7 protein-coding genes and 1 tRNA gene are annotated in these 12805 nt (G+C 72.8%); 7 read left to right on the forward strand and 1 reads right to left on the reverse strand.

Going from position 1 to position 12805, the window contains the following annotated elements; all coding sequences use genetic code 11:
- Positions 1-4: 4 nt before the first annotated feature.
- The 6 genes from BLU81_RS06420 (at position 5) to BLU81_RS06445 (ending at position 6835) form a co-directional block, all read left to right on the forward strand.
- Positions 5-1114: a leucine-rich repeat domain-containing protein gene (locus BLU81_RS06420; RefSeq protein ID WP_231954235.1), complete on the forward strand. Its 1110-nt coding sequence runs from the start codon at positions 5-7 to the stop codon at positions 1112-1114.
- Complete coding sequence (locus BLU81_RS06425; protein ID WP_092542499.1) at positions 1111-2775, forward strand: ankyrin repeat domain-containing protein; 1665 nt, start codon at positions 1111-1113, stop codon at positions 2773-2775. The genes BLU81_RS06420 and BLU81_RS06425 overlap by 4 nt, the downstream gene beginning before the upstream one ends.
- A gap of 46 nt (positions 2776-2821) precedes the next feature.
- Positions 2822-2894: transfer RNA gene (locus tag BLU81_RS06430), tRNA-Asp, on the forward strand.
- 92 nt (positions 2895-2986) lie between these two features.
- On the forward strand, positions 2987-4480 hold the full coding sequence (locus tag BLU81_RS06435) for an ankyrin repeat domain-containing protein (RefSeq protein WP_157751331.1): 1494 nt from the start codon (positions 2987-2989) through the stop codon (positions 4478-4480).
- The gene (locus BLU81_RS06440) at positions 4477-5655 is read left to right on the forward strand and encodes an AAA family ATPase (protein ID WP_092542503.1); all 1179 of its coding nucleotides are present in this window, start codon (positions 4477-4479) and stop codon (positions 5653-5655) included. The genes BLU81_RS06435 and BLU81_RS06440 overlap by 4 nt, the downstream gene beginning before the upstream one ends.
- Entirely contained in the window at positions 5645-6835 is a 1191-nt protein-coding gene (locus tag BLU81_RS06445) for a vWA domain-containing protein (RefSeq protein ID WP_092542505.1), read from the forward strand. Before BLU81_RS06440 ends, BLU81_RS06445 begins: the two co-directional genes overlap by 11 nt.
- A gap of 36 nt (positions 6836-6871) precedes the next feature.
- Here the strand turns inward: BLU81_RS06445 and BLU81_RS06450 are convergent, their stop codons facing one another.
- Positions 6872-8269 carry a hypothetical protein gene (locus BLU81_RS06450; protein WP_092542507.1) on the reverse strand — a complete coding sequence of 466 codons (1398 nt, stop codon included), beginning with the start codon at positions 8267-8269 and terminating at the stop codon, positions 6872-6874.
- 168 nt (positions 8270-8437) lie between these two features.
- On the opposite strand from BLU81_RS06450, the gene BLU81_RS06455 reads away from it, so the two are divergent.
- Positions 8438-12754 (forward strand): FtsK/SpoIIIE domain-containing protein, encoded by a 4317-nt coding sequence (locus BLU81_RS06455; RefSeq protein WP_231954241.1) that lies wholly within the window; start codon positions 8438-8440, stop codon positions 12752-12754.
- Positions 12755-12805: the final 51 nt, after the last annotated feature.

Here is a 12805-nt window from a genome sequence, read left to right on the forward strand (position 1 = left end):
CACGGTGGACGGCGAGATCGTCGTGCGGTGCCCTGCGATCAGCGACCCGGACCGGATGGGCCTGGCCGATCCGGGCGACTTCGACGGCATCCTCGGCCGGCTCGCCGCACCCGAGCCGGTCACCGAGCCGCAGGAGTTCGCCCGCGGCCTGGTCCGTCCGGACGGCCGGGTCGATCTGTGCAAACAGGGCGTCGGGCCGGAGCAGGCGGCCACCATCGTGCGGGCCGCCGCCGGTTCACCGCACGTCGCGCACCTGCTGCTCGGCACCAACGGGCTGGGCACCGACGGCGCGCGGGCGGTGGCCGGCGCGCTGACTCCCGGACACGGGGTCCGCACCGTCTACCTGGGCTGCAACCGGATCGACGCGGCCGGTGCCGGTGCCCTCGCCGACCGTCTGGCCGACGACGGCGAGATCCGGGCTCTCTGGCTCAAACGCAACCCGGTCGGCGACGACGGTGTCCGCCGCATCGCCGAAGCCCTTTCCCACAACACCACCTTGCGTACGCTGGACCTGGTCAACACCGGCCTCACCGCCGCGGGCCTGGAACCGCTCGCCGACGTCCTCGCCGCCCGCCCGCCGGTCCTGGAACGGCTCTTCCTCGGCGGCAACGGCCTGCGCCCCGACGCCGTCCCGGTCCTGACCCGGATGGTCGTCGAGGGTGGCGTGCGCGAACTGTTCCTCGCCGTCAACCGCCTCGGCGACGAAGGCACGGCGGCCCTGGCCACCAACCTCGCCGGCTATCCGATGACTCTCGGCCTCGGCGGCAACGGCATCACCGACATCACCCCGCTCGCCGCGAACCTGCACGCCTGGCATGCCCTGGACCTGGCCCGGCCGCCGTCCGAACGCGTGCTCGGCGGCAGCCCCAACATCGTCGGCGACACCGGCGCGGCCCTGCTCGCCGCGACCCTGCCCGGCAGCGCCCTGAAACGACTCGACGTCCGGTTCACCGACGTCCGCGGCCGGGGCGCGAAACTGCTGCTCGCCGCCGGAACCGGCCTCGACCATCTGGGCCTCAACGGCGGCGTCCCCCGGCGGGTGCGCCGCCTCGCCCCGCGCACCACCCTGCGGCCGCACGAGGACATCGCCGCGATCGTGAGCGTCTACCGATGAGCGGCCAGGACCCGTTCGCCCTCGCCGAATGGCAGCGCATCCGCCGCTACGCGGTGCCCGACCAGATGATCACCGAGTGCACCGAGGCGCGGGAACGCGGCGACTGGCGGGCGGCCTGCGAGGCCGGCGGTGTCGACGTGCTGATCGACGATCCCGCCCCGGTCGCCGAACAACTCGCCGGGTTCGCCCCCGATCTGCTGCGCTGGCACATTCCGCGCGTCCTCGGCGGCCACACCACGGTCGCGGCCGGTCAGCGGTACGTGCTGGTCGGGCACGACGTGGTGATCGGGCCGGACAGTGTCGTGCTGATCGTCGAGTCCCCGGTCTCGGCGCTCGGCTCGCAGCGGCTCACCCTGCGGACGGTCCGCTGGGGCGACCAGCCCGGCGGCGAGGTGCTGCCGATCGCCGCGCACCTGTGGGACGCCCGGCACGCCGGCGAACTGCGGACGGCCCTGAGCGGCTCGGCCGACCGGCTCCCCGGTTTCACACCGTCCGGCGCCGCACTCTGGTCCGCGCCGTCCGGTGACCTGCGCGGGTACGCGCCGTCCGCTGACCTGCGCGGGTCCGCGTCTTCGCACGCTGCGCCCGGGTTCGCGGATTCCGGCGACGACCTGCCGGCCCGGGCCGAGCGGGTGCGCCGGCAGACCACGATCCCCGCCGGGTTCGCCGAGGCCGGGGCTGAAGTGCTCGGCGACTGGCCGCCCCACGACCGGGCCTGGACCGTGGACGCGATGCGGGTCGTGCACGACGCGCGGGCGCTGACCGCCCGGTTCGGCTCCGGCGAGTGGGCGCTGCAGATCGACTACCGGAAGTTTCTGCACATCGCGGTGGACGGCGACACCGTTCGGGTGCGGTGGCAGACCCTCACCTGGTCCGACCAGGACTCGCCGGTGCGCCGGCTGAACCGGATCGACGGCGGCCTCACCCGCTTCGCCGTCGACCTCGACCTGATCAGGAACGGTCGCCTCACCGCCGGGCAACTGCATCCATTGGTCCGCGCGGCACTGTTCCCCGGAGTGCCGACCGCGCCCGCGTCACAGGTCCCGGCCACGCACGCCGAACCGGTGCGGGTCCGCTGCTCCGGGGCATGGCACGAGATCGGTGTTCAGCGCGGGTTGCTCACCCTGCCCGCCCACACCGAGGCCGAACGGATGCGAGAGAAGGCGATGCGGGCGTTCGGCGGGGCGGTCACCGGTTGCTTCGCCGTCGAACAGACTTGGGCCGGTACGGCGGGGCGGCTTCCGAAACGGCTCCGGGCCCACCGTGAGGACCTGTGGCAGCGCATGCTGCACGGCGGCACCCGCACCGTCCTGGAACTACTCGACGCCGGAATGGATCCGAACCTGCGGGACAGCCGCGGTCGTACGCTGATGCACCGGCTCCGTTCGTACGACCATCGGGTTCTGCTCCCGCGCCTGCTCGCCGAGGGTCTGGACATCAACGCCCGCGACCTGGAGGGCAGCACCCCGCTCTACCTCGCCGTCGTCTACCAGGTCCCGGCTGACCTGATCATCGCGCTGTCCGACGCCGGAGCCGACCCGCACGCCCCGAACCAGGACGACATGACGGTCTTCGACTACTTCGACGACGTCCTGGAGTATCGCGACGACCTGGAGCCGGAGTTCGCGGCCGCGGTCGCCCACATCCGCAGACGGGCGTAACTCGCTGGCGGAAATGTCGGGGGGCTCCCGTAAGCTGCGGCGCGGCGAGGTCGTAGCGCAGAGGTCGTCGCGCCCAGCTATCACCTGGGATGACGCCGGTTCGAATCCGGTCGGCCTCGCCGCCTGAACCACGGTACGGGGGAGGAGCCTGGATGATCGACATCGGACACGCCGGCTCATGTGGTTCGAGCCGTCCAACGGCGGTGCACCGATGATCAGTAACGGCCCGATGAGCCTGAACGAGTGGCGGCGCATCCGGCGTTACGCGGTGCCCGGCTGGATGATCGCCGCGTGCACGGCGGCCCGGGAGCGTGGCGACTGGCGGGCGGCCTGCGACGCGGCCGGGGTCGAGGTGCTGTTCGACGACGCCGGCCTGGTGGCGGACCTGCTGGCCGGGTTCGCTCCCGACCTGCTGCGCTGGCACCTGCCCCGCCACCTGAGGGGCTTCACCGAGCTGGCGCCCGGAAAACAGTTCGTGCTGGCACCCGGCGCCGTGGTCACCAGCAGCACGCCGGTGCTGCTGGTGCGCACCCTCCCGGACGACGGCCTCACCCTCGACCGGATGGTCCTGCGTGACCTGCCGGCCGGCCCGGTCTTCCCGGTCCCCGTCCATCTGTGGGACGCCCGCGAGGCTCACGGCCTGCCGGTGCCGGTGGTCGTGCCACCGGCTGACGGCCCGGTGCCGGTCAACGAGGTCGACCTCTGGACCCGGGCCGGTTGGGTGCTCACCGGCGAGCGACCGCGGCACGGGGTGTACCTCGACCGTCACACCAGTGGCCTGGATCCGCTGCTGGTGGCCGCCGAACTGCGACGGGTCTCCGCCCAGTTCGGTGTCGCCGGCTGGCCGCTGTACTCCGAGTGGCATCAGACCCAGATGCTCCTGACGGCGACCCGCGACCAGCTCCAGCTCTCCGGCTATTCGGTCGGCGGCGAGGCCGGGCGGGCCGTCCTGATGCTGCACCCGGACCTGCAACGCCCGCCGATCGACCGGGAGCTGGTCCGCGTCGGTCACCTCACCCCCGCCGACCTGCACCCGCTGGTCCGGGCGGTGCTGTTCCCGTCCGCGCCGGGCGGGCCGACAGCCGCCGAACCGGCCGGTCTGCTGGCCGACGAGATGCTCCGGGTGCGCTGCCGCGGCGTGTGGCACTGGGTCGGGGTCAGCGCGGGCCGTGTCGAACTGCCCGAACACACCGCCGCCGAGCAGCAGCGCGAGCACGCCCTGGCCGCGTTCGGCGGTGAGATGGGCGGCTGCTTCCAGGCCGAGAAGGCGTGGAACGGCGGTGGCGGGCGGCTGCCGAAACGGCTCCGGGAGTACCGTCGCGACCTGATCCTGCGGCTGGAACACGGTGGCGTCCGGGTGCTGACCGAGATGCTGGACGCGGGGCTGGACCCGTTCCTGCGCGACGGGGCCGGTCGCACCCTGATCCACATGCTGCGCACCGTGGGCGACCCCGGCGTGCTGCCCCGGCTGCTCGCGGCCGGTCTGGACATCGAGGCGCGCGACCGGCAGGGCTTCACCCCGCTGGTCGAGGCGATCGACCGGCGCTGGCCGTCCCGTCTCATCATCGCCCTGGTCGACGCCGGGGCCGATCTGCGGGCGTCGATGTCCGCGTCAGCGGCGGTCAGCTATCTCGGCCGGGCCGAACGATTCGCCGACGACGACCTCAAGATCGCGATCGCCTACCTCAGGAAGAAGAACCGATGAGTGCCGGGCTTGCCGCCGCCGACTCGCTGTTGCGCCGGATCCGGGTCACCCGGACCGAACCGGTCGTCGATCACCGGGCCGCCGCCCTCGCCCTGTGTGTGGCGGCCAACCTGCCGGTGCTGCTCTGGGGTGAACCCGGCATCGGCAAGTCGGCCACCCTGGCGCAGCTCGCCGACGGCCTGGACCTGCCGCTGGAGACGGTCATCGCCAGTGTGCACGAGCCGTCCGACTTCGCCGGCCTGCCGATCGTCGGTGACGACCCGGCGGTGCAGGGGGTGCCGATGGCCCCGCCCGACTGGGCGGTCCGGCTCGCCCGCCAGGGCCGGGGGCTGCTGTTCTTCGACGAGTTGTCGTCCGCGCCGCCGGCCGTGCAGGCGGCGCTGCTGCGGGTGGTCCTGGAACGGCGGGTCGGTAGCCTCACCCTGCCCGACGAGGTGCGGATCGTCGCCGCGGCCAACCCGCCGTCCAGTGCCGCCGACGGCTGGCACCTGAGCCCGCCACTGGCCAACCGGTTCGTGCACCTGCACTGGGCGCACGACCCCCGGGTGGTCGCCCGCGGCCTGGCCGGGGTGTGGCCGCAGATCGACGTGCCGGTGGTGAACGCCGATCGGGCGGCGAGTGCGCTGGCCCGGGCGCGTGGGGTCATCGCCGGGTTCCTCACCGCCCGGCCCGGACTCACCCACCACCTGCCGTCCGATGCCGAGGCGCGGGGTGAGGCGTGGCCCTCCCCGCGTACGTGGGAGATGGTCCTTCGTCTTCTGGTCTTCCATTTCTGTGCGGGCACCAGCCGGGAGGCACTGGCCACCGCTGTCATCGGCGCGGTCGGCGACGGGGCCGGACTGGAGATCACCACCTATCTGGACGAGCTGGACCTGCCGGACCCGGAGCGGGTGCTGGCCAACCCGGCCGCGTTCACCCTGCCCGACCGCGGCGACCGGCAGCTGGCCTTCCTGACTGCGATCGTCGCGGCCATCGAGGCGTCGGTGACCAGGCAACGCTGGGAAGCCGGCTGGGAGGTCCTGGCCAAAGCCGTCGACGCGGGGGTGCCCGATGTGGCGGCCCGGGCCGCCTTCGACCTGGCCCGGATGCGCGACCCGAAATGGCCGGTCCCGGCGTCGATCGACGCGTTCCTCGAGGTGCTCATCGCGTCCGGGATGCTGCCCGGTGGCGCCTGAGCACGCTTCCGGAGCGCATGGTGTGCTGGACCGGACGAGACTGCTGGCCGCGCGGCTGAAAGCGGCCGGGGCCCAGCCGTACCTGGCGACGGCCCTCTACAGCCTGACGGTCGTGCCCACCACCGAGGTGCCGACGATGGGCGTCGACCGGCACTGGCGCTGCTACGTCAATCCGGCCTTCGTCGACCACACCCCGGTGCACGAGCTGGCCGCCGTCTGGGTGCACGAGGTCGCTCACCTGCTGCGTGACCACCATGGCCGGGCCGACCTGCTTCCGGCGGCCGTGCGGCACGATCATCATCGGGTCAACATCGCCCAGGACTGCGAGATCAACGACGATCTGTCGGCGCTGCCGCAGAACGCGTTGCGGCCCGCCCTGTTCGGGCTGCCGGACGGGCAGATGTTCGAGCAGTACCTGCCGGAGATCCCGCCGACCCCGCACGCGCCCGAATGCGGTTCCGGCGCGCACGGGCGGCCGATGCCGTGGGAGTCGGCCGGCGCGACGGCGGACGCTGCCCGGGTCAGCCCGGTGGAGGCCGCCGCGATCCGCCGGCAGACCGCCCAGGAGTTGCGCGCGCACGTCAAGGCGCGGGGCCGGGTGCCCGGCGGCTGGCAGCGCTGGGCCGACGAGATCCTGGAACCGACCGTGGACTGGCGGCGGGCCCTGACCGGTGCGGTTCGCGAGGCGGCGTCCTGGGCGTCCGGGGCCGTCGACTACACCTATCAGCGCCCGTCCCGGCGGGGCGCGGCCGTTCCCCGGGTGGTCTTTCCGAGCCTGCGCCGCCCGATGCCGCGGGTGGCGGTGGTGGTCGACACGTCCGGTTCGATGGGTCCCGACGAGCTGCGTGCCGTTCTCGGCGAGGTCGCCGGGGTGCTGCGCGCGGTGGGCATCGGCCGGAACCGGGTCACCGTGCTGTCGTGTGACGCCGACGTCCATACGGTCCGCAAGGTCAGCACCGTCGGTGACGTGGTCCTGGACGGTGGCGGCGGTACCGACATGCGGGTCGGCATCGACCACGCCCTGCGCGGCCCGGAACGTCCGCACATCATCATCGTGCTGACCGACGGCTACACGCCGTGGCCGGACGCCCGGCCCGGTGGGGTGCGGGTGATCGCCGGTCTGGTCAGCGCCGACGTCCAGTCCCCGCCGCCGTGGATCGAGACCATCCGCATCCGATGACCCCTGGGCGCGGCAGCCGTGCCCAGGGGTGAGGGATCAGCGAGTGGTACGGGCCGGGGTGGCGCTGCCGGTGTGGACCGTGATGCCCAGGGCGCCGGTGTCCAGCTTGCCGTCCGGGTCGACGGTGAAACGCCACCGGTCGTAGCGGGTCTTGCCGAGCACGATCACGACCCAGGCGGCGTCCGGCCGGTTGACCAGCGACTGAGCCCGCTCCAGTTCCCGGTTGCCCGGTGTCGAGCCCAGGATCAGCACACCCAACTGACGGCCCGAGGTGCCGCCGCCGCGCAGAGTGAACGCGGTGTCCGACCCCTCGCCCTCGGCGGCGTTCAGGGCGTCGCGGATGCTGACCCGCTCGCCGCCGGTCAGGTGCGGCCGGATGTCACCGGCGACCACCTGCACGTTGCCGGCCCACGGGCTGCTGCTGAGTTCCTCGGTCCACGCCGACACCAGTTCGCGGGCCAGTGCGGCGTCGCCCTGGATGCTGATCATGCCGGTGGCCTGGCCGAGGTCGACCAGTTCGCGGACGCCGCCCGCGGTGCCGAGGGTGACCAGTCGCGGACACGGGGAGGCCAGGTCGTTACTGGCCGGAAGCGCCTGCAGGTCACGCAGCTGCGCCTGCCAGACGCGGCCGTTCTCGGCCGACTCCCACGGCTCCGGCGGGGTCTCGTCCGGTGCGGCGAGTCGCAGCGCGACCCGGCTCTCGTCGATCGAGACGCCGTAGATCGACGGCACTGTGATCCCGGCCGTGTCGGCGCTGGTCACCAGGACCTGCAGGGCGCGGTCGATGGTCCAGGCCGCGGCGGTGTCGAAGGTGCGGCTCGGGGCGGCGGTGTCCGGTGCCGAGCCCGCCGCCGGGGCGGACCTACGGCGCAGCAGGAACCACCAGGCGCCGGCTCCGGCACCGGCCAGCACCAGCACTCCGGCCACGATCGCCAGGATCAGGCCGGTGGAGCCGCCGGAGTCCGCGGGTGCCGCGGTGCCGGTGTCGGCGGGCGCGGTGGTGTCCGCGGGGTCGGCCGGTGCCTCGGAGGCGACGGGTCCGGCGGCCGAGATGGCCGGCAGCGGGCCGGTCTGGATGCCGTCTCCCGTCGCGTCCTCCGGCATGAGCAGCACCCAGCCCGCGTCCAGGACCGCCGGGTCGGTCAGTGCCGTCCCGTCGGCCTGCGGTTTGTCCTTGTTGAGTTCGAAGATCTCCAGGTATCGATCGCCGTCGCCGAGGAATCGCTCGGCGATGGCGTAGAGGAATTCCGGTTCGCCGTTGAAGGAGGGTTGTACCTGGTACCACTTGGTTTCGGCACGTTGCTGCTGCAGCACGGCGGGCGCGCGGTGGGCGGTGCCCGCCGCGGCGGCTGGTCCGGAGGCCAGGAGGCCGGCCGTCGCCAGTGCCAATCCGAGCAGAGTAACGCTGCCGCGACTCAGGGTTCGGCGGTCCATTTGCATCTGTCCTCGCACGCGGAGTTGATCGTGATGGGCACACCCTACATTTACGGTGTGCGATAACGTTGGGCGACTATCCGCCCGTCTTGCGATCCCTGCCATCTCCGCCCCCGGAGGCCCGCGAGCGTGCGGATTTCCTTGTCCGGAGGCGCTGTGCAGCTTTTATTGACAGTAGTAGATTCGAAGACCGGCGATGCCGCCGATGTGGCGCTGATAGCCGACGGCCAATCCACGGTGGAAGCGCTAGGTCACGCTGCGCAACGACTTCTCCGGGATGCGAACCAGCGTTCCGGCACCCCCGTGCTGTACGCCGACGGCAAACCGATCGATCCGGCGCTCGTGCTCACCGACGCACCGGTCCGCGACGGGGCAGTGCTCGGCCTGGACGGCCCGGCCGGCTGGCCCCCGGCCGAACAGGCCGGCCTGCTGGAACTGCGGGTCGTCGGCGGCCCGGCGACCGGCTCGTTCGCCCGGCTCAGTGTCGGCAGCGGTGACCTCGGCAGTGACCCGGACGGCTGGCTGCCGATCGGCGACCCGGCGCTGCCCGCGGCGGCCGTGGCGGTCAGCGTGGACGTCCGCGCCCGCTGCACCGTCGAGCCGCTACCCGGTGTGCCGGTCACCCTCGACGGCGAGGAGCTGACCGGTGCGGCGCAGTGGCTGCCGGGCCGCCTGCTGCGGGTCGGCGGTTCGCTGTTCGACCTGGCCGAGTACGCCCGTCCGGACGCCGCGCTGGAACCGTCCGCAGACGGCACCAGCCTGGACTACAACCGCCCGCCGCGGATCCGGCCGCCCCGCCACCAGACCCGGTTCAAGCTGCCGGTGCCGCCGAATGAGCCGCAGCGCAGCCCGCTGCCGTGGCTGATGGCGATCATCCCGGTGGTCGGTGCGGTGGCGTTGATGCTGGTCACCGGCAACAAGACGCTGCTGCTGCTCGCCCTGCTCAGCCCACTGTCGCTGTTCGGTAACTGGTTGATGACCCGCCGTCAGGGCAAGCAGTCGTACGCCCAGTTGCGCCGGGAGTACGTGGAACGCAAGGCCCGCATCGAGCAGGACGCCCGGGCGGCCCTGGAAGTGGAGAAGGTCGAACGCCGGGAGCTGTGCCCGGACCCGGCGCTGATCGCGGTGATCGCCACCGGCCCGCGCCGCCGCCTGTGGGAACGCCGCCGCCGCGACGCCGACCACCTGCTGCTGCGGGTCGGCAGCGGTGAGCAGCCCGCCGAGGTCGCTCTGGACGACCCGGAACGCGACGAGCACCGGCGGACCGTGCACTGGTCCATCCCGGACGTGCCGGTCACCGTGTCGCTGAGCGAGCACGGCGTGATCGGGTTCGCCGGTCCCGGTGACACCAAGGGAGCGCTGGGCCGCTGGGCGGTCCTGCAGGCCGCGGTGCTGCACAGCCCCACCGATCTGCAGGTGACCGTGCTGACCGACCCGGCCGGAAAGCAGAACTGGGACTGGATCCGCTGGCTACCGCACGCGCGCCACAACAACCCGAGCGCCGCGCCGGTGCTGATCGGCCACGACGCCGATTCGGTCGGCCGCCGGGTGTCCGGGTTGCTGGAACTGCTGGAACAGCGGGCCGCGATCCGCAAGGAGACCGGCGAGGCCGGGTTCCGGGAACCGGACATGCTGGTGGTGCTGGACGGCTCGCGGCGGCTGCGGTCACTGCCCGGTGTCGTGCAACTGCTGCGGGAGGGCCCGGCAGTCGGCGTCTACGCGATCTGCCTGGACACCGAGGAGCGGCTGCTGCCCGCCGAGTGCCAGGCCGTCGCGGTGGTCGAGGGCGGTGCGCTGCGGATCTCCCGGACCGGGGCGGGCGAGCTGACCGGGATAGCGCCGGACTTCCCGTCGCTGGACTGGTGCGCCCGGGTGGCCCGCGCTCTCGCGCCGATCCGGGACGTCAGCGACGACGAGGACGACGCCGCGCTGCCGTCGTCGAGCCGCCTGCTCGACGTGCTGGCGCTGGATCCGCCGCGGGTGAACGACATCCTGGCCCGCTGGACGATGCGCGGTGCCAGTACGTCGGCGGTGGTCGGTGAGTCGTTCGACGGCAAGTTCGAGATCGACCTGCGCCGCGACGGCCCGCACGGCCTGATCGCCGGTACCACCGGTTCCGGCAAGTCGGAGCTGCTGCAGACCATCGTGGCGTCGCTGGCGGTGGCGAACCGTCCGGACGCGATGACGTTCGTGCTGGTCGACTACAAGGGCGGCAGCGCGTTCGGGGACTGTGTCCGGCTGCCGCACACCGTCGGCATGGTCACCGACCTGGATGAGCACCTGGTCCGCCGGGCTCTGGAGTCGCTCGGGGCCGAACTGCGCCGTCGTGAGCACATCCTGGCCGACGCCGGGGCCAAGGACATCGAGGACTACGTACGCACCAAGGGCACCCTGCCCCGGCTGCTGATCGTCATCGACGAGTTCGCGTCGATGGCCCGGGAACTGCCGGACTTCGTCACCGGCCTGGTCAACATCGCGCAGCGGGGCCGGTCCCTCGGCATCCACCTGCTGCTGGCCACCCAGCGCCCCAGCGGGGTGGTGTCACCGGAGATCCGGGCCAACACCAACCTGCGGATCGCCCTGCGGGTCACCGACGCGTCGGAGAGCACCGACGTGCTCAACGCCCCGGACGCGGCGCGGATCGCCAAGAGCACCCCGGGTCGCGCCTACGTCCGGCTGGGACACTCGTCGCTGGTGCCGTTCCAGGCCGGCCGGGTCGGCGGCCGCCGACCCGGAGCCTCCGGCCCGGCCCAGGTGCCCGCCCCGGAGTTGCGGGTGCTGGACTGGCTCGACCTGGTCCGCCCGATCGAGGTGACGAAGGCCGCCCAGGAACAGATCCAGGACGAGGTCACCGACCTCCAGGTGCTGGTGGAAGCCCTGTGGGAGGCGGCTGGGCAAGCCGGTGTCCCGGCTCAGCACAGTCCGTGGCTGCCGGCGCTGCCGGATTCGGTGCTGCTCAGCGACCTGGACGGCACCGACGGTGTGCCGTTCGGCCGTGAGGACCTGCCGGCCCGGCAGGAGCAGCGGACCGCGGCGCTGCGGCTGGACCAGTTCGGTCACCTGATCGCGGCGGGAGCGCCCCGCACCGGGCGTTCTCAGCTGCTGCGCACCATCGCCGGTTCGCTGGCGAAAACCTACTCCAGCGCCGATGTGCACCTCTACGGCCTGGACTGCGGCAACGGCGCGTTGCTGCCGCTGAACAACCTGCCGCACTGCGGGGCGGTGGTCGGCCGGGCCGAGGTGGAGCGGGCGGTCCGCCTGATCGACCGGATCGGTGAGGAGATCCGTCGACGGCAGGGCGTGCTGGCGGCGGGCGGGTTCGCCGACGTCACCGAACAGCGCGCGGCTGCCGCCGTACCGGATCGGCTGTCGCATGTGTTCTTGCTGTTGGACCGTTGGGAGGGGTTCCTCTCCACGCTCGGTGAGCTGGACGCGGGCACGCTGACCGACAAGGTGCTCAACTTCCTGCGGGAGGGCGCCAGTGTCGGCGTCCACGTGGTGATCACCGGTGACCGGTCGGTGCTCAGCGGCCGGATCGCCACGCTGACCGAGGACAAGCTGGCGTTCCGGCTGGCCGACAAGTCCGACGTGGCGATGCTCGGCCTGCACCCGCGTAACCTGCCCGACGAGATCGCGCCGGGGCGGGCGTTCCGGGCCGAGACCGGCATCGAGGTGCAGGTGGCGTTGCTGACCGCCGATCCGAGCGGTGCCGCGCAGGCGGCGGCGCTGACCGAGATCGGCCGGCGGGCCACCGAACGTGACGCCGCGGTGCCGGGCGCGCTGCGGCCGTTCCGGCTGGGGGAGACCCCCAACCAGATCGGGTACGCCCAGGCCGCGGCCCTGCCCCGGTCGGGCGACGGCGCGGGCTGGCTGCTGGCCGGGGTGGGCGGCGAGAACCAGCTGCTCGGGTTCGGTCCCGACCTGGCCGTCGGCGTCCCGGCGTTCGGCATCGGCGGACCGGCCAAGTCCGGCCGCAGCACGATGCTGGCGAGCATGGCGAAGTCGGCACTGGACAGTGGGCAGCAGGTGATCGTGCTGGCGCCGCGCACCTCGCCGGTGCGTGACCTGGCCGGCAAGCCGGGCGTGATCACCGTGCTGACCGGCACCGACGTCTCGCCGGAAGAGCTGAACGCGGCGCTGGCGCAGGTCACCGGCCGTGGCCTGATCGTGGTCGACGACGCGGCCATGCTGCGGGAGGCGTCCGCTTCCAGCGAGCTGCGGGAGGTGATCCGCAACGGGGAGGCCCGCAAACTCGCGGTGATCTACGCGGGTGACCCGGACGATCTGGGTGTCGGCTTCAGCGGCTGGCTGATCGACGCGCGGCGCAGTCGCCGCGGCGCGCTGCTGTCGCCGCAGAACCGGATGGACGGTGACCTGATCGGTATCCGTCTGCCGCGGACCGCGGTGGAGCAGCCGATCCGGCCGGGCCGGGCGTTGCTGCACCTCGGCGACAACGAGCCGATCACGGTGCAGGTGCCGGAGTAACGATGACGAAGAAGGGGCGGGCTTCCACCGGAAGCCCGCCCCTTCTTCGTC

It is taken from the genome of Actinoplanes derwentensis, from assembly GCF_900104725.1.
Lineage (GTDB): Bacteria > Actinomycetota > Actinomycetes > Mycobacteriales > Micromonosporaceae > Actinoplanes > Actinoplanes derwentensis.

What these genes read in the sequence shown, in the direction of transcription:
- BLU81_RS06435 (WP_157751331.1), top strand. Translation starts at nt 2,987, where the DNA reads ATGATCAGTAACGGCCCGATGAGCCTGAACGAGTGGCGGCGCATCCGG.
- BLU81_RS06425 (WP_092542499.1), top strand. Translation starts at nt 1,111, where the DNA reads ATGAGCGGCCAGGACCCGTTCGCCCTCGCCGAATGGCAGCGCATCCGC.
- BLU81_RS06450 (WP_092542507.1), bottom strand. Translation starts at nt 8,269, where the DNA reads ATGGACCGCCGAACCCTGAGTCGCGGCAGCGTTACTCTGCTCGGATTG.
- BLU81_RS06440 (WP_092542503.1), top strand. Translation starts at nt 4,477, where the DNA reads ATGAGTGCCGGGCTTGCCGCCGCCGACTCGCTGTTGCGCCGGATCCGG.